Annotated in this window: 14 protein-coding genes; 10 read left to right on the forward strand and 4 right to left on the reverse strand. The window is 39.4% G+C overall.

The window, feature by feature from the left end:
- Positions 1-491: 491 nt before the first annotated feature.
- Positions 492-2,564, reverse strand: coding sequence for an S-layer homology domain-containing protein (locus ACSQ6I_RS01770; RefSeq protein ID WP_438888556.1), 2,073 nt, complete (start codon positions 2,562-2,564; stop codon positions 492-494).
- Positions 2,565-3,136: 572 nt separating this feature from the next.
- Between ACSQ6I_RS01770 and ACSQ6I_RS01775 the strand changes: the two genes are divergently transcribed.
- The 6 genes from ACSQ6I_RS01775 to ACSQ6I_RS01800 all read left to right on the forward strand — a co-directional run bounded on the left by ACSQ6I_RS01775 (position 3,137) and on the right by ACSQ6I_RS01800 (position 9,485).
- Positions 3,137-4,129, forward strand: a complete 993-nt coding sequence (locus ACSQ6I_RS01775; protein ID WP_438888557.1) for an ABC transporter ATP-binding protein — start codon at positions 3,137-3,139, stop codon at positions 4,127-4,129.
- Positions 4,130-4,942 (forward strand): ABC transporter permease, encoded by an 813-nt coding sequence (locus tag ACSQ6I_RS01780; RefSeq protein ID WP_438888558.1) that lies wholly within the window; start codon positions 4,130-4,132, stop codon positions 4,940-4,942.
- Positions 4,943-5,095: 153 nt separating this feature from the next.
- On the forward strand, positions 5,096-6,856 hold the full coding sequence (locus ACSQ6I_RS01785; protein ID WP_438888989.1) for a GldG family protein: 1,761 nt from the start codon (positions 5,096-5,098) through the stop codon (positions 6,854-6,856).
- 52 nt (positions 6,857-6,908) lie between these two features.
- Positions 6,909-7,520: a DUF4340 domain-containing protein gene (locus tag ACSQ6I_RS01790; protein WP_438888559.1), complete on the forward strand. Its 612-nt coding sequence runs from the start codon at positions 6,909-6,911 to the stop codon at positions 7,518-7,520.
- Positions 7,521-7,544: 24 nt separating this feature from the next.
- On the forward strand, positions 7,545-8,399 hold the full coding sequence (purU, locus tag ACSQ6I_RS01795; protein ID WP_015216587.1) for a formyltetrahydrofolate deformylase: 855 nt from the start codon (positions 7,545-7,547) through the stop codon (positions 8,397-8,399).
- Between the two features lie 474 nt (positions 8,400-8,873).
- Positions 8,874-9,485: a hypothetical protein gene (locus tag ACSQ6I_RS01800; RefSeq protein ID WP_438888560.1), complete on the forward strand. Its 612-nt coding sequence runs from the start codon at positions 8,874-8,876 to the stop codon at positions 9,483-9,485.
- A gap of 188 nt (positions 9,486-9,673) precedes the next feature.
- Here the strand turns inward: ACSQ6I_RS01800 and ACSQ6I_RS01805 are convergent, their stop codons facing one another.
- Positions 9,674-10,207, reverse strand: coding sequence for a late competence development ComFB family protein (locus ACSQ6I_RS01805; protein ID WP_438888561.1), 534 nt, complete (start codon positions 10,205-10,207; stop codon positions 9,674-9,676).
- Between the two features lie 573 nt (positions 10,208-10,780).
- Between ACSQ6I_RS01805 and ACSQ6I_RS01810 the strand changes: the two genes are divergently transcribed.
- The gene (locus ACSQ6I_RS01810; protein WP_438888562.1) at positions 10,781-12,337 is read left to right on the forward strand and encodes a glucosaminidase domain-containing protein; all 1,557 of its coding nucleotides are present in this window, start codon (positions 10,781-10,783) and stop codon (positions 12,335-12,337) included.
- Between the two features lie 63 nt (positions 12,338-12,400).
- On the opposite strand, the gene ACSQ6I_RS01815 is transcribed toward ACSQ6I_RS01810, so the two are convergent.
- Together ACSQ6I_RS01815 and mnmG are read right to left on the reverse strand one after the other, a co-directional pair.
- On the reverse strand, positions 12,401-13,597 hold the full coding sequence (locus ACSQ6I_RS01815; RefSeq protein ID WP_438888990.1) for a hypothetical protein: 1,197 nt from the start codon (positions 13,595-13,597) through the stop codon (positions 12,401-12,403).
- A 227-nt stretch (positions 13,598-13,824) separates the two neighbouring features.
- On the reverse strand, positions 13,825-15,753 hold the full coding sequence (gene mnmG, locus ACSQ6I_RS01820; RefSeq protein WP_438888564.1) for a tRNA uridine-5-carboxymethylaminomethyl(34) synthesis enzyme MnmG: 1,929 nt from the start codon (positions 15,751-15,753) through the stop codon (positions 13,825-13,827).
- Between the two features lie 259 nt (positions 15,754-16,012).
- Between mnmG and ACSQ6I_RS01825 the strand changes: the two genes are divergently transcribed.
- From ACSQ6I_RS01825 to ACSQ6I_RS01835, 3 genes are all read left to right on the forward strand, one after another.
- Positions 16,013-16,486, forward strand: coding sequence for a DUF29 domain-containing protein (locus ACSQ6I_RS01825; RefSeq protein ID WP_438888565.1), 474 nt, complete (start codon positions 16,013-16,015; stop codon positions 16,484-16,486).
- 62 nt (positions 16,487-16,548) lie between these two features.
- Positions 16,549-16,836 (forward strand): hypothetical protein, encoded by a 288-nt coding sequence (locus tag ACSQ6I_RS01830; RefSeq protein WP_438888566.1) that lies wholly within the window; start codon positions 16,549-16,551, stop codon positions 16,834-16,836.
- A gap of 152 nt (positions 16,837-16,988) precedes the next feature.
- The gene (locus tag ACSQ6I_RS01835; RefSeq protein ID WP_438888567.1) at positions 16,989-17,816 is read left to right on the forward strand and encodes a D-alanyl-D-alanine carboxypeptidase family protein; all 828 of its coding nucleotides are present in this window, start codon (positions 16,989-16,991) and stop codon (positions 17,814-17,816) included.
- The last annotated feature ends 21 nt before the right edge of the window (positions 17,817-17,837 follow it).

Below are 17,837 nucleotides of genomic sequence, written 5' to 3' on the forward strand. Positions count from 1 at the left end.
ACCCATCGCATCTAGCCTAACGTCTTTTTAGCTACATGAAAGTTTTTTCATCAGCCGCAAATTTAATAGGCAGTGTTTTTCATTCTACTTGTCAATCGCTATTATGCAAAATAATAAAGTATAACTCCAGTGCTAGACAAATTTAACATTATATGTACTCAGTATCGACTCTGGTAATTGGTAATTGGTAATTGGTAATGAAAATCATCTCCCCCTGCCCCTGCCTCACAAGGGTAGGTATTTTACATTCTCGTGAGGGCAAGACTTGGGTGACAAGGTGGACAAGGTGACAAGGGAGGAAAATCGTACAGAAATATGTATGTTTAGTAACGGAAATACTCCGTTAAAAGACTATTGTGCGTATAAAATCTTCCTTGTCTACGTTCCCTCCTTGTCTTCCCAGTCCTGCCTTCACAGATCATATTAAAAACCTACCCCTTGTGAGCTACCCCCTGCCTCCTGCCCCCTGCCCCCTGCCTCTTCCCTGCTTCCTAATTCTTAATGACTATGTAAGGTGAATTAATGGGTTTGGTACGCTGGAGGGCAACTAGTGCCTGATAAATCATAGCTGCAACCTCGGCGCGTGTCGCATCTCTTGTGGGTGCAAGCAACTTGGGATCTGGATAATTGACGACAATTTTCTGTGCTGTGGCAGTAGCGATCGCAGTTTGGGCATATTCAGGAATAGATTTTTTGTCTGTGTAGGCGATTAAAATACTACTATCAGCCGCTGGCAGTGCCAGTCCATTCACCAAAGAAACTATTACCTGTAGCCTTTGGACATTTTGATCAGGACGAAAAGTGCGATCACTAAATCCACCCACAAAACCACCACTAGCTGCTTTTTGAATGGCGCTGGCCGCCCAAAAACTGTCAGGTACATCAGTAAATTCTGTGGACGAGCGTTTGGGTGTAGGGTTAAAAGCAGCCGCTATTAAAGCCGTATATTGGGCGCGAGTCATGGGTTTATCTGGTTGGTAGCTGCCATCAGCAAAACCTTGAGTGATGTTCATACTCACCAAAGCCCGGATAAATGGTTCTGCCCAATGTCCCACCAAGTCAGAAAAGGAAGGAATCTCGGTTTCTGGTTGCACAATATAGGGAGAAGGTATAGCTTCAACCTCACCTCTAGCAACTAATGCCTGATAAATTAATGCTGCTACCTCAGCACGGGTAATTTCTCGTAATGGTTCTAGTAGTTCTGGTTGGGGGTAATTGACTACTAAAAGTTTTTGGGTAGCCATAGTCACGGCATTAATAGCATAACTGGGAATTTGAGCGCGATCGCTATACACCGTTAATCCATTTGGATTACTACCGCTGAATTTTAAGCCATTGACAATGGCAACTATAGCCTGAACCTTAGTTAAATTTTGCCCTGGTCTAAATGACCCATCGGGAAAGCCACTCAAAAAACCTTGTTCAGATGCACTGGCTATGACTGCGGCTGCCCAAAAGTCAGTTTTGACATCTTTAAATCTATCGAGTTTATTACTAGCAGGTAGTTGAAAAGTTTTGGTAATGAGGGCAGCATATTGAGCGCGGGTAATTGGTGTGGATGGTTGAAAAGTGCCATCGGGAAAGCCACTAATAAAACCTTTGTTCACCAAAGCTTGTACGAAAGCTGCTGCCCAATGTCCATCTAAATCAGTAAAACTAGTACTAATTCCTACTTGACTGGGAGTATCGGCTGTGGCAGCGATAAATTCTATCAAACCCTTCACCTGGCTAGAATTTAACTGATTACCTACAGAAATTAACTTTTGTGATGATAAATTCTGGACATCAAATTCACCCTGATCTCGAAAAATGTTATCAGCCGGATCTTGGGCGCTGCCTAAGTCAGGAACTGCATTACCATTAATTAACAGACCACCTTGGGTATTTTTAGTAATCAGATTGCGTCGCAGCACCGGCCTAGCATCACGAGAAAGTGCGATCGCCATTCGGTTTTCTGACAACTGATTATTTGCCACTAAGGGGGCTGCAAAGTCACTAATGGCTATGCCCAGCGGGTTTTTTTGAAACACATTCCGCAACACTTCGCCTTTGCTATTCCGCGCCATCATTAATCCACTGGCAGCATTTTCTACAAACAGATTATCTAAAATTGCCGGTTTGGCATTACCTGTTGTAAATATCCCTTCCCGTCCACATTTACTGAAAGTATTATTAGCCAATGTCGGTGCTGTTGATTCAATCCAAATACCAGTACCTTTAGCAATGGAATTAGTCACAGTCACACCCAACAAACTGGCATCACCTAGCAATAACAGCGTGATATTTTGCATCCCAAAGCTAGGACTCTGATATTCACCACTGCCAGAAATGATAATTTTTTCACCTTTATTAGCTTCGTTACCCACCACCAACATCCCCGCAGGAATGATGAGAGGAAAAACTTCGCCACTAGCAACACCGTATGTCCCAAGTCCTAGTTGAATAATTCCAGGTGATGTTGTGGCTTTTAATGCACGGGTAATACTTTTAAACGGACTCGAACGGGAACCAGAATTAGTATCATTTCCCGTCACGGGATTTACATGGAATGTAACAACAACCATAATCACTGATTATAGGGATTAAAGGATGACACGGAAATACGGATGAAATTTAATATATAACCCATCCATCTTGAAAACTGGAGATTTTCCTATAGAAAAAACTACAGCTTTCTCGTTAGACGGAGTTTAACAACAACCATAATCACTGATTATAGGGATTAAAGGATGACACGGAAATACGGATGAAACAATAAGGATTAAAGAATACAGAATACAGATGAAGCTAATTAAAGTATGAGATGGATAGATGTATGTTCTGAATCATAATACCAACCGTTTAAATGTCAAACTCTTGCTACCAAAATTAATTAGTATATTTTAGTCTCTCTATCACCATATCTTTTTCGTCTGAATCACGGATTGGTAAGGATTTAGGGATTTTACGGAAGTAGTTTATTATGTTCTTGTCATCAGTTAATCACTTCATTAATAACATCCTCCATACCGTGTCATCCTTAAATCCTTATAATCAGTGATTTAGAAGCAAGTAGTTTATCATAATCCTTGTCATCAGTTAATAACTCGATTCCTAACATCCTCCATACCGTGTCATCCTTAAATCCCTATAATCAGTGATAGAAGTTGAACATCTCAGTAAAATATACGGTTCTACCTCAGCCATCACAGATGTCTCCTTTAGCGTAGAACCAGGGGAAATCTTAGGTTTATTAGGGCCAAATGGCGCTGGTAAAACCACAACCATGCGAATTTTAGCCGGCTATTTACCCGCAACCAGAGGTACAGCCAAAATTGCAGGTTATGATGTCCAAGAAAATTCCCTCGCAGTCCGGCAAAGAATTGGTTATTTACCGGAAACACCGCCGTTATACCCCGAAATGACGGTGGAAGGATTTCTGCACTTTGTAGCTCGAATTAAGGGAGTATCGTCAGGCGATCGCCCTCAAAAAGTCCAAGCCGCTATGCAGCGCTGCAATTTACAGGAAAAACGCCAAGTCATAATTCGCAAACTTTCCAAAGGTTATCGTCAAAGAGTTGGTATTGCCCAAGCCATAGTCCACGACCCCCCAGCTATCATTCTCGATGAACCTACTGTAGGACTTGACCCCCGACAAATTATTGAAGTCCGGAATTTAATCAAAAGCTTGGCCGGAACGCACACAATTATTCTCTCAACCCATATTCTTCCAGAAGTGAGCATGACCTGTAACCGCGTCGCTATTATCAATGGCGGTAAGGTCGTAGCCACTAATACGCCAGAAAATCTGATGACACAGTTGACAGATGGGTCTGGATATGAATTAGAAATTTCAGGAGAAGTAAGTCTAGCAAAACAAGTATTGCAAAATATCTCAAATGTGATTTTGGTAGAATCAATGCCGACCAGTTATAAAACCCAAAACCGCGCCCACCTGCGGGTGATATCGCAACCAGGAACAGAACCAGGGCAGAATATTGCGGCTGCTTTGATTCGGGGCGGATTCGGTTTATATGAAATGCGGCGAGTCAGCGCTACCCTAGAAGATGTGTTTTTGCAACTGACTACAGAGGAAAAAAATTTGCTACCTGAAGCAGACTCAGCAGCCACAGAAGGAGAAGCCGCATAGATGGGTATTGTTCTGGCTAATATTATTGCCATTTATCGCCGGGAGTTACAAAGTTATTTTGTATCTCCTTTGGCTTATGGTATTGCTGGCATTTTTTGGTTTATCGCTGGCTTATTCTTCGTGATGATTTTATTAGGGCCTGGTGGCATTTTACCCACAGTTGCCGCTTATGACATCCAAGGACAACAAATAGGCGTAGCAGTACCACCAATAGATGTTCCTTACGAATTTGTGCGGGCATTTTTAGACCGTATGGGCTGGTTATTGCTGTTTATTCTGCCAATTTTGTCAATGGGACTATATGCCGAAGAACGCAAGCGGGGAACCTTAGAATTATTAGCGACATCACCAGTAACTAATTGGGCTGTAGCCGTGGGTAAATTATTAGGAGTGCTAACATTTTTCACAACATTGATTTTACCTTTACTCGGATTTGAAGCGATCGCACTTAGCAGTTCAAATCCCCCTATGTCACCCATCATTCCCCTACTCGGTCATTTAGGATTAATCTTACTAGCCGCAGCAATTTTATCTATAGGAATGTTTATTTCCTCACTCACAGACAGCACACTTCTATCCGCAGTCCTCAGCTTCGGAGTCATTATATTACTGTTATTTATTGATGTAATCGCCAAAACTATCCCCGGACCCATAGGTGTAGCTTTAGGTCATATATCCTTACTAAAACATTACAACACCTTAATTCAAGGCATTTTCGACACCAGCAGCTTGATTGTATTTGCCAGTTACATCATCTTAGGCATCTTTCTCACAGCCCAATCAATCGACGCACTCCGCTTCCAACGCCGGTAGGGGCAGAAGAAGCAGGGGGGCAGGCTTGCCCTGAGCGTTCACGTAGTGTGTCGAAGACAAGTCGAAGGGGTGCAGGGGGAGAAAGATAGATTACCGATTACCGATTACCCATTACCGATTACCCATTACCAATTACCAATTACCCATTACCAAATGATTAAAAAGAAACCTTGGAAACTTATATTTTTACTAGGCCCATTCCTGATTGCAGCTGGTTTAGCGATCGCTGTTTTATCAGACAAATGGGAATTATTACCTTTAATATTACTAATTTCTGGTATTGTTATTTGCGGTATCTGGATAGTAGTACAAAACCGACAGAGTAAATGGTGGCAGCAGCGCTCAACCCAAGCAGGTACAAACGCCATTATCGCCACTTTCGCAGTATTAACAATACTAGGACTAATTAACTTTTTGAGTACTCGCTACCACCTCCGGGCAGACTTAACAGAAACTCAGTTATTTACCCTCGCCCCCCAATCTAAAGAATTAGTGCGTACCCTACCACAAACAGCTAAAGTCTGGGTATTTACCAGAGAGCAAAATTATCAAGACCAAGAATTACTAGAAAATTATCGTCGCCAAAATGCTAATTTTAAATTTGAATATATTGATCCCCAAGCTAGGCCAGGATTAGCAGAAAAATTTGGTGTCAAAGATTTTGGCGAAGTTTATCTAGAATTTGCAGACAAACGCCAATTAGTACAGACAGTAAATGAAAATGAACGCCTATCAGAAGTTAGGTTAACAAATCGCCTGCAACAAATCACCACCGACAGCACCGCTAAAGTTTACTTTCTCCAAGGTCATGGTGAACACCAACTTGCAGCAGGTAAAGGTGCCGTATCAGAAGCAATTCAGGGCTTAACTGACAAAAATTTCACCGCCTCACCGCTGAATTTAGCCGAAAATCCTCAAGTTCCTGAAGATGCTACTGTCGTTATCGTTGCTGGACCAAAACGAGAATTATTTGTAGGTGAAGTCAAAGCTTTACAAGACTATCTTTATCGTGGCGGTAACTTATTGCTGATGATTGACCCCAATACCGACCCAAAAATTGACAGTTTGCTGCAAGATTGGGGTGTAAAACTAGATAACCGTTTAGCTATAGATAATTCGGGACAAAGCTTAGGACTTGGGCCAGCAGCACCGTTAGTCACAGAATATGGAGAACATCCCATCACTAAAGATTTTGGTAACGGTATTTCTTTCTATCCCCTAGTTCGTCCTTTAGAAGTTACTCCAGTTCCAGGTATCGAGTCTACTCCTCTATTAAGAACAAAACCCTATCCCAGCAGTTGGGCTGAAAGTGACCAGCAAAGCGAAAATTTAGAGTTTAATGAAGGTAAGGACCTCAAAGGCCCTCTAACTTTAGGTGTGGCGTTAAAAAGAAATTTACCAACCCAAGTGATCTCAACAGCTTCACCAACACCGACAACTTCCCCAACACCAACAGCTTCACCAACACCGACAACTTCCCCAACACCAACAGCTTCACCAACACCGACAACTTCCCCAACCTCAACAACTTCCCCAACCTCAACAGCTTCACCAACACCGACAGCTTCACCAACACCGACAGTTTCACCAACACCAACAGCTTCACCAACACCAATAGCTTCACCAACACCAATAGCGTCTACCAAAGAATCACGTTTAGTAGTATTAGGAAACTCAGATTTTGCTACAGATAGCTTATTTCAACAGCAATTAAATGGAGATGTATTCCTCAACTCAGTAACTTGGCTGAGTCAACAGGATCAACAACCACTTTCCATTCGTCCCAAAGAACCGACAAATCGCCGCCTCACCATGTCAACTATCCAAGCAAATCTATTAACAATATCTTCTTTATTGCTTTTACCTTTTATCGGTTTGGCAACAGGATCTATTATTTGGTGGAAACGAAGATAGATATTTAGAACTAGCGACTGGGTAAAAGTTTTTTCCAATGACCAATTACTAAATGAAACGCACAACTTTAATTTTGATACTTTTAGCCCTGGGTTTGGGTGGTTTTGTTTACCTTTATGAAATCAAAGGTGCAACTCAGCGCGAAGAAGTTCAGGAAAATAAGCAGCAGATTTTTGCTTTCACTGCTGAGGATGTCCAGTCTTTAACAGTCAAAACAAAAGACATAACATTAAATCTAGAACGTAACGATAAATCAGAACCACCAAAATGGCTAATTAAATCGCCAATATCAGAACCCGCTAATGATGCGATTGTTGCTTATTTGCTGGATTTATTAGTCAAAGGCAAAAGTGAGAAAACTTTATCCATTCCCACTAATCAACTAAGTGAATTTGGTTTAGAAAAATCCCCAACAAATATCGAAATTAAACTCAAAAATCAGCAAAGCCATCAGTTAATTATCGGCAAACCTAATTTTAACAATAGTTTTTTGTATGCTCAAGTTGATCCCACTAATCAAACAAATGATAATATCAATATATTGCTAGTATCTAAAGATTTTTTAAATGCTGTAAATCGAGAAGTATCAGAGTGGAAAGAGGCAGGAAAAAGCAGTGAATCACAGCCTTTACCCGGTCTTCCTGAATCAATTCCTAACAAATAGTAAATAAACTTTAAGTAAAATTTTATGACTAAGCCGACAGCAACTTTACTCATTTCCTGTCCTGACCAAAGGGGATTAGTAGCAAAAATCGCCAATTTTATATATTCTAATGGTGGAAATATTATCCATGCCGACCAGCATACAGATTTTGCTGCTGGTTTATTTCTCACTCGCCTAGAATGGCAGTTAGATGGGTTTAATCTACCACGAGACTTGATTGCAAAGGCATTTAATGCGATTGCTCAACCTTTAAATGCTAAGTGGGAATTACACTTTTCTGATACTGTTCCACGTCTAGCAATTTGGGTTAGTCGTCAAGACCATTGTTTGTTTGATTTGATTTGGCGACAACGTTCAAAAGAGTTTCATGCTGAAATTCCCTTAATTATTAGTAATCACCCTCATCTACAGGATGTAGCAGAAAAATTTGGCATTGACTATCACTATATTCCTATTACTAAAGAAAATAAAAAAGAACAGGAAATTAAACAATTAGAATTACTGCAACAGTACAAAATAGATTTAGTTGTATTGGCAAAATATATGCAAATTGTCAGCGCCGATTTTATTCGACAATTTCCGCAAATTATTAATATTCATCACTCATTTTTACCAGCTTTTATCGGCGCTAATCCCTATCATCGAGCCTTTGAAAGAGGTGTAAAAATTATTGGGGCAACGGCGCATTATGCAACTGCGGATTTAGATGCAGGCCCAATTATTGAGCAAGATGTGGTGCGGGTAAGTCACCGAGATGAGGTGGATGATTTGGTGAGAAAGGGCAAGGATTTAGAGCGAGTTGTTTTAGCTAGGTCGGTAAGATTACATTTACAAAATCGCGTCTTGGTATATGGGAATAGGACAGTAGTTTTTGAGTGATTTTGGTAATCGGTAATTTGTTTTCATATATTTACTAGCAGTTCTAAACTTGTCAATACCCATTTAGTAATATATTTGCTAGAAAAATTTTCTTTCAAAGCTACTTTTTTCAGGATTGCCAACAGCCCTGAAAAGTTATAATCAAATTCATGCTCTCTTCAGTTTTGCTCTAGGGTTGATTGGTGCTTGGTAAGGTTGAGGTTGCTTGGGAAGAATTTAATCAATCTTCCACAGGGTTAGTTCGCTAGGATAGGGTGGTAGGGTTGAATTGATAAAATCAGGTGTTTGTATAGAAATAAAACAGTTGTTTTTGAATGAGATTGTTATTCATCTCCACTGTAGGTAGATCATCTCTATTCTCGCTAATGGGTTAGTCGCTTGACGCTAACAAATCGAGGAATTAGCAAATGCTTTCTGATATCGGTATACTTAAAGGGAAGCACTGAATGGAAACTGGGAATTTATACAAAAACTATGCCTAAACAATTACAATCACCAACTGATTTGACACAATTGCAGACAGAAGCAGAACGAGAAGAAAAACTGATGCAAGATGTTCTTCTCTTGTTGGTAAATTTGATTTACAGGGAAGAAATTACAGTTAAGTTGATTTTAAATTGCCTCTATGATGCTGGGTCAACTAATTTGATCAACCAAAAGTTTCAGTCTCGGACTCTTAATAAAACTCTAAAGGGGATTTCTAAATTATCTAAGCCGGCATTCAGGATGATTGCTTGGCAATGGTTTAAGAGTAATTGCCCTAAGTTGATTGCTGATTGGCTAAGAAGCAAGATTGAGTTCAAAATAGTAGAGAACGAAAAAGTAGAAAATGCAAAAGTGGAGATAGTCGCAGAAAATGAAGATACTAATCTCATCTCTCTGGACAAGAATCAATATCAAATCTATGAAGTCAAACAACTTCGTTCTCAGGTCAAGATGCTGACTAGCCTTTTAGTGGCTGTAGTTGCTGTGTTAGGTGGTAGCTTTGTTTGGGCAGGTTATTTGTTAGAGCGATCGCATCTACAAGTGGTAGAACAATTGCAAACTCAAGTAAAAACTCTGGAGGCTAGTGTTAAAAAGCAATAGCTGCCTACATCAGTCGGAGTTCAGTAACATCGTTGCACCCAATTAGTAAGATTTCTAGGTCGCACTTCCCTATTACTCTTTAACAACGCTTAATTTGCCAAAAATATCACCTACCTTACCTACCTGTACCTATTTTCTATTAAGCACTCATAAATAAGTAAAAATGCAATAACAAATCAAAATTTAAGTTATTGCTGATGCTTCTCCCAGTTAAATGTATCCCTTTCTGAGCTACCAGATTTATGCCAGGTAGTCCTACCTTTTGACTCATTGAGTAATGTTTGCTCCACTACATCACTTAAGTTATCCCATGACAGGTCTTGACGTTGCAATAAAATTTTGAGTTTTTCCAAAGCATCTAAGGCTGCATGGTCTGCTGTAAAATTGAGAGGATCATTAACACGCAAAGGATCTCTTTGTACAGCTATAATTCCTTGACGTACAGCTGTGGTAATTTTCTGATATAACTCTGTTTTTCCATGATGCCATTGTCGCTGCCACCCTCTCCTAGTAGTAGCATACAGGCAAGGTAAACGGTTTAAAGCATAAGCAACAACTTCTGATGCTTTGATGTAGTAAGCAGTTTTTACAGGCAAGGATTTGATTTGTTTCTCTACTTCTTCTACAACTAGCATTTCCATCACATTGCGAGAATCTTTTGTAAATGCAGTTTGTTGAGAAGAGGAAGTTACAGAATTTAAGGATGGACGTAAGTTTGACATAACTGTAAAAAATTGATTTTATTTTGAATTTCAGTTAGACTTCTTATAAATCAAGCTTCACGTCATAATTATGATCCATGCGCTTTACCCGTATATTTTACTATAACCATATATTTCTGTTGTTGTGAATGTGTATCATACCATCTTTATATTAAATTAATATTTTGTAAAATATGAACTGCTTTTTTGATATTTTCAGAAACTCTTAAAAGCTTGAAAGTCTCTTGGTCTATTGGTTTTGTGATACCGACGGTTCTATTAAGGAACTTTGACAATCACTAGAAAAGAAATAAATATGGGTTATCTATAACTTCAGACAGATTTTTCATGGTTACAGTAGGAAAAGCGGTTTTTCTACAGCAAGTAAACCCTCCGTCTCCTACCTTTATTGACTTAACTAATTTAAGATTGCTGTATAATATCATCCTAATGAAATCACAATTGCAGATAATGTTTAGGCAAACTATATCTCAAGTTACAGACTAGTGAGATCACAATTGCAGATAATGTTTAGGCAAACTATATCTCAAGTTACAGATTTCAATAAATATATTCTTTTTGTGCAGGCAAAATATGACATTACTCAATGATTTAGTCAAAAATTATCTGAACAGTAATTTAGAAGTAATATTTAAAACCGTTGGTCTTGAAACTGCTAAGATTAGCAATATCAATAGGCAAATTCTCAAAGAAGTTACCCTAGCTCAATGGTTGTTAGAGTCTGCTAGAGCTACAAGTGAACTTGCCATTAATGCTAATAATTTTGCCGGATTAAAATGGCGAAACCCCGATATGAAAGGCTTTGCAGAACCAGTGAAAATAAAAATTTCTTCTGAGCTAGGAGAAGTTGAGTTTTGTAAATTCACAGATATTAATGCCTTTATTATTGGTTATTGGAAATTTTTAACTCGTTCTCCCTATAAAGGTTTAGAAGAGCATACTAATACTCCAGAAAACTTTATTGGATTTCTCAAAAGTAAGGGATATTCATCTGATCCTAACTACGTCAGTAAAATTATTAAACTACTTCCTGAAGCACAGGAATTACTGACTAATAGGGGAGAAGTTATCATTCCTTCGACATTAGAACAACTGCAACTAATTCGTGCGCCTAAAGAAGTAGAAATAGGGCAAGGTTTCAGAGTTGAAGGGTTAGCAAAATTAGCTGATAGTGGCAAACTTTTGTCAGTGATAATTGATGATAAATTTCCAGCCGCAAGTGTACCAATTAATGAGGATGGTAAATGGCAATTCAATTTTGTCTTTAACCAAAATGGTAATCGTCAAATGGTAATTACTATCAATGACCAAATCCTCAAGTTCAACATTAAAGTAGTTGTTCCTAGCAATCAAAAAACTCAACAAATTTCAACATCTAGTGTATTAGCAGCAAAGATAGAACTTAGTGGTAGTGTGGGAATTGGCGGAGTCAATAAAGCTGATGACGTGAAAGCAGTTAAAGCCAGATTGTATGAGTTAGGTTACAAATGGGTAGGTGATCCTAACAGTGCAGACCGAGATAGAGGATTATTTGATGCTATTAAACTATTTCAGTCAATTATTATTGGTCGCAGTACTGTTAGTGGTGATGGTAGAGTTGATGTTGGTGAAATGACTCATAGATGGTTGCAAGCAGCTAATGCACCGCAGTGGGTATTAATGCCCGAAAGTGACCCTGACAATGGTTTTGTTAATGGTGAACTGGCAGAAATTCATGATCATCATGATTTTGGAACCCACTGGTTAGCTGATGTCATTAAAGCGATCGCTCAAGATTATCAAAATAGTTATCGTAGTACTCACCCCAAGGCTGCTCCATTTGCGATTAATGATGTTAGCCTACCTCATGGAGGAGACACCCCTGATCATCACGGTCATGAAACTGGGATGATGTGTGATGTTTTCTTGCCCAAGAAAAATGGGAATTTTGGCGGCATTGTTTGGTCAAGTTCTGAATACGATCAAGATGCTACACGAGCCTTGCTGAAATCTATTCGCAAGCAACAGCTAGTCAGAACAGGAGCAGTTTTTTTCAATGATCAGCAGCTAATCAAAGAGGGTCTTTGTACTCCTCTGAGTGGTCACAGTAATCATATTCACTTTGAAATTAACGCTCCATTGAGAAGCTAATCAAAGTTCTCAAGTCCCGTTAATTAACCCCGTCAATTTATGGCAGGGAGTATCAACCAATTCTCACAACTTCTGACCCGCATAAATTGAGCGCACCTCACCATTACGGCGGATAATCGCCTCACCATTACTCACCTCTACTAGTGTCCAACCACTAGATCCAATGCCCTCTCCCAGGTTAATGCGGCGAGTCACACCATCAATTTTAAACAAAGCAGCAGATTTGTTTCCTAACTCTAGTAATCCTTCTAATTCGGCCGAATAACTAGGTGGTAAATAGACTTGTTGCTGAATAGTTGTTGGTGCTGTTGGCAGTTTTGGGGGTGCTATGGCGGGTAGCTGAGGTTTAACTGCCGGCTTCACAGTTGCCGTTAACACTTTTGCTGGGATCGGTTTGGTTACTGGTTGCGCTGCTTTGGGGAGATTTTTCACAGTCTCAGGTGCGGATACCTGCGCCGGAATTGGTGGAACCTGTGGTAAGGGGCGTAGAGGTTGAGGCGCTTGATAGACAGGGATATATATCCGCTCAACAACATTTGTTACCCGACTGGGAGCAGGTGCTACATTATTAGCTGATACTGGTGGTGGTAGAGTCCCAATTGGTTGGGTACTGGGCAAAGCCAAAGAGTTTGTTTGGTTGAGATTTACTGCCGGAAATCCAGATCTAGCTGATGTCTGATTAGTGCTTGTTCCTTGCTGTTCTATGACTGCTAAGGCTTCCAGCATATAATTAACCAACTCTGCTTGAGGGTCTGGTTTGATGACTACAGGCGATTGTGGCTGACTTGTTTGTAAACTCTGGGGAATCAATTTAGCAGTGAGATTAGTTAGCAATCTCGAATCTGTTAGGTAGAGTGTACCCACCATTGCCAAGCTTAAGGTGGCTCCCATAATTAGCAGGTTGCCTAAACTACCGCTATTTTGTTGAGTTCTTGTACTAATAGCCGTAACAGAAGGATGATTGAATACTAATGTACTTGTTTGTTGCTTTTTGATTGGCGACATCGCCTTAACTGTTCCGTGTACTCTCTGTGGTAAAACCACTTCTGGAGTCTTTAGCGTAACTGTTTGTATAGGTACATATTCTGTCCTCACAGTTTTGGCTGGACGTTTCCTCCGACCATCCAGAATGCTGTCGATATCGTTGAAGAGATCATCCATTAATCCTTCAGCGTAAGTTTCTATGGACAGGGATTCATTGGGGATTAAGTCCTCTGCTGCTTCGGAAATAATTAGATGGGTGCTGGCTTCTGTGATCATAGACATCCTCTGTTGTAGCTGCTAGGAAGGGTAAACTACACCCCGATTACCTGGAAATCAAGTTAAAAAATCAATAGCTAAATTACTCGTCCCAGAGGAGACAAGTTGATTGAGCAATGGTATTAAATTCTACTCTAATTTAGAACAAGTTGATAATGTCACAACAAAAGTATATGTCATCTATCATACTGATCCCCCACATTATACTATACTTGCCCTTTCTAATTTTATGTGTCGGCTAACACCGATAACTGTTTCTGGGACTTGGTTCTACCTATTTCCAAATAAATTAGTAAGGCGTTGATATCAGCTGGGTTAACGCCGCCAATTCGGGCTGCTTGACCAATTGTGAGTGGTTTGACTTTGTTGAGCTTTTCTCTGGCTTCTTTAGAAAGAGTATCAATTGTTGTGTAGTCTAAATTGGCAGGTAATTGGCGGTTGGCTTGACGGGCGGTTTGCTCGATTTGGTTTTGCTGTCTGGCTAGATAACCAGAATATTTAATGTCTATTTCTGCTCCTTCTTTTTCGGCTTGGTTAAGGTTGGTGTTACCTAGTCCGTACCTTTCTAAATCAACATAATGTATTCCTGGACGACGTAATAAGTCAGCAAGGGTAATTGAGCCTTTAATTGTTTGTTGGGTATCGAGTGCGATCGCTCTCCCTATTTCCTCCAGTTCTTTAATTCTGGTAGAATGCAAACGTTCTTTCTCTGCCGTAATCTGTTCTTGTTTGCTAGTAAACAAATCCCAACGACGGTCATCAATTAAACCAATTTCTCTTCCTAAAGGTGTCAACCGTTGGTCAGCATTATCAGAACGCAGTAACAAACGGTACTCAGACCTACTCGTCAGCATTCGGTAAGGTTCCCGTAAATCCTTCGTACACAAATCATCAACCAAAGTCCCGATGTAACTTTGCTCACGCGGGAAAATTATCATTTCCTCACCCCGGACAAATCGCGCTGCATTAATACCCGCGACTAAACCCTGTGCAGCAGCTTCTTCATAACCCGTTGTCCCATTAATTTGTCCCGCGCAAAATAACCCTTCCACCTTCTTTGTCATCAATGTCGGATAACACTGAGTTGCAGGTATATAATCGTATTCCACCGCATAGGCAGGACGCAGCATCACACAGTTTTCTAAACCGGGGAGACTCCGCAACATCAGCAATTGCAGATTTTCCGGTAAACCCGTAGAAAACCCTTGGATGTATAATTCAGGAATATCCCGACCTTCTGGTTCAATAAAAATTTGGTGGCTTTCTTTATCTGCAAAGCGGACAATCTTATCTTCAATACTCGGACAATAACGGGGTCCCTTAGCTTCCACCCAACCACCATAAACCGGTGATAGGTGCAAATTTTCCCGAATCAAACGATGAGTTTCCGCAGTAGTCCGGGTCATGTAACAAGCCATTTGTTCCCGTTCTACCCACGCTTGGGGGTCAAAGCTAAACCAGCGGACTTCTTTATCTCCCGGCTGGATTTCCATTTTACTGTAATCTGCCGAGCGTCTATCTACCCGCGCCGGTGTTCCTGTTTTTAATCTTCCCGTTTCAAATCCTAAGCGATTCAGAGTTTCTGTCAATCCTTCAGCCGCAAACTCTCCCGCACGTCCTGCTGGCATTGACTTGTTACCCACCCAAATTTTCCCACCCAAGAATGTGCCGGTGGTGATAATCAAGGCTTTACATTGGAACGCCATGCCAAAGTAAGTTTGCACACCGATAATTTCATCGTTAGCACCCAGCACCAAATCGGTGGCCATTCCTTCCCGAATTGTCAAATTGTCTTGATTCTCGACAATGGTCTTCATGACTGTCGCATATTCTCGCTTATCAGTTTGCGCCCTTAATGCCCACACCGCAGGACCTCGTGAAGAGTTGAGGACGCGTTTTTGTAGATAGGTGCGGTCTGCAACTTTGCCAATTTCTCCACCCAAAGCATCAACTTCATGGGTTAATTGAGATTTGGCCGGGCCACCTACTGCTGGGTTACAAGGTTGCCAAGCAATTCTATCTAGATTAAGGGTTAACAGCAGAGTCCGACAACCGAGGCGGGCAGTAGCTAAAGCTGCTTCGCAACCGGAGTGACCTGCACCGACGACTATCACATCAAATGCGTCTTGGAATTCAACGGAATTGTGCATGGTCATAAGCAGTTAAAAATTAATAATTAAAAGTTAAAAAAGCTAGTTAGAATAAGTATTCTATCGTATATTTTGGCTAATTGTCTCAATCAGCATTTCCAGGATTAAAGGATTTACAGGATATTTGTATTATAATATATTGATATTAGATATGATATATTATAATATAATTCTGCCTTAGCTCTTGTAGAAAATTTTGTTGATGAGTTAAAAAATGTAGGATCAATTTCCACGAAGAAATTCTATGATTTTTTGAGGTAAAAATATGCAAATTTTAAATACAACCAGCTTAAAAAATTTATATAAATCAGACTATTTAGCCTGGTATGAGATGACTTTAGAGCAAATAAAAAATAATCGGTTAAATGATATAGATTTAGATAGTTTAAATGAGGTTTTAGAAAATTTGGTTAGAGATACTAAACGTAGGGGAGAAAGTTACTTAAGACAAATTATCATTCATTTGTTATTAATTCAATATTGGGAAGCAGAAAGCATAAATCGTCGTCATTGGGCTGCTGAAATTGTTAATTTTCGCAGTGAACTGGAAACAGATATGACTACGAATTTAAGAAAACACCTAAATGCAGAAAAAGAAAATAATTATCGAAAAGCGATAAAGTATGTAATTGCCAAAACAGGATTAAAGAAAAACATTTTTCCTGATCAATGTCCATATACTTTAGAACAGTTAATTGATGATGATTGGTTCTCTGATACTATTAATATTCAATTTTAAATGTTTATTCATGTTTTCTAAATTTTGCTATACTACTTGTAGTGAGTAGAAGATGAATAACAATGTCAGGAAAAACTTTCGATATTACTTACTTGTCTGATAATTTAGTTGAGTTATTATCAGATATCCAAAATAATATGGAAATTCCCCTAACTCCTCAAGGCGTTCCTTGGGCAAAAGTTTTACCTATCTCTCCAGAAAAACCTACAGTGGAAAAAGCGGGTTTACATCAGATGAGTAACCAAGGTACTTTAGAGCCAATAGTTGCGGGTTTTTGGCAAAGACAGGTGCAGATCGCTGATGATTTTGATGAAACTTCAGAAGAAGTGATTGCTGCTTTTTATGGGTAAGAATAATGAGTTTTTTGTTAGATACTCATATTCTGTTATGTTTTTTAGAAAATGATTCTAAGTTATCAAATTAGCTACGAGAAGTAATTACTAACATTCCCACAATTTTGTAATATGATTAAATCCAAGTTGTCAAGTTAATCAATTTTGTAATGAAACGTTATTCAAGAATAAAACGCCGTTTAAGAAAAATAACTTTTATTACCGTCATTATCTTCATATTTTTTACCTTGATTGCCAGTAGTGATACTAACTATCATCAATCATTACAAAATACTGCTCTAACAAATAATGTCAATATAACACCATCTACATTTACACCATTTATTCCCAGTCAGCAACTAAATGAGCAAGAGCGTTTTTTAGCTACAATTACCCATCAATTAGCAAATATTCCCCAACTTAATAGTTATGAATATACTTTACTGCGTGCTTATGGTGCAGTTTTTATCAATCAAGAATCAGAAATTAAACTACCACGAAAAGTTATCTTAGACGATGAACGCGAAACACAAGATTTTCAGGGGAATATGCGAGTAGCATTAGTTGAAGGGACTAGAGAATGTTATTTACAAAGATCCGCTGCTGATGCTTTTAATAAAGCCAGGATTTTGGTAAATATTCCACTAAAATCTGGATATTCTGGTGATTGTACTCGCAGTTTTGCTACCAATTTAAGATTTTGGCAAAAATACGCGAATAGTGGAACTTTAGAACAAGTAAAACAAGGTAAAGAAACAAAAATTCTCGATACGGTTGCACCCCCAGGAACTTCACAACATCTGTGGGGATTAGCGATTGATTTACGGGTATCTAGTCCAGCACAAAGAAAAGCTTTAAATCAAAATGGTTGGTTTCAGACTGTCACAAATGATATTCCCCATTGGACTTATCTTCGTTGGAGTGAAGAGGATTTACCTAAGTTTGGATTAAGGGCTAAAACTATCAGGGGTATTACTTATTGGGTTACACCCATTTAGGTAATCTTAAAATTGACTATT

The sequence above is a fragment of the Anabaena sp. WFMT genome (assembly GCF_051781005.1).
In the GTDB taxonomy this organism is placed as follows: domain Bacteria; phylum Cyanobacteriota; class Cyanobacteriia; order Cyanobacteriales; family Nostocaceae; genus Anabaena.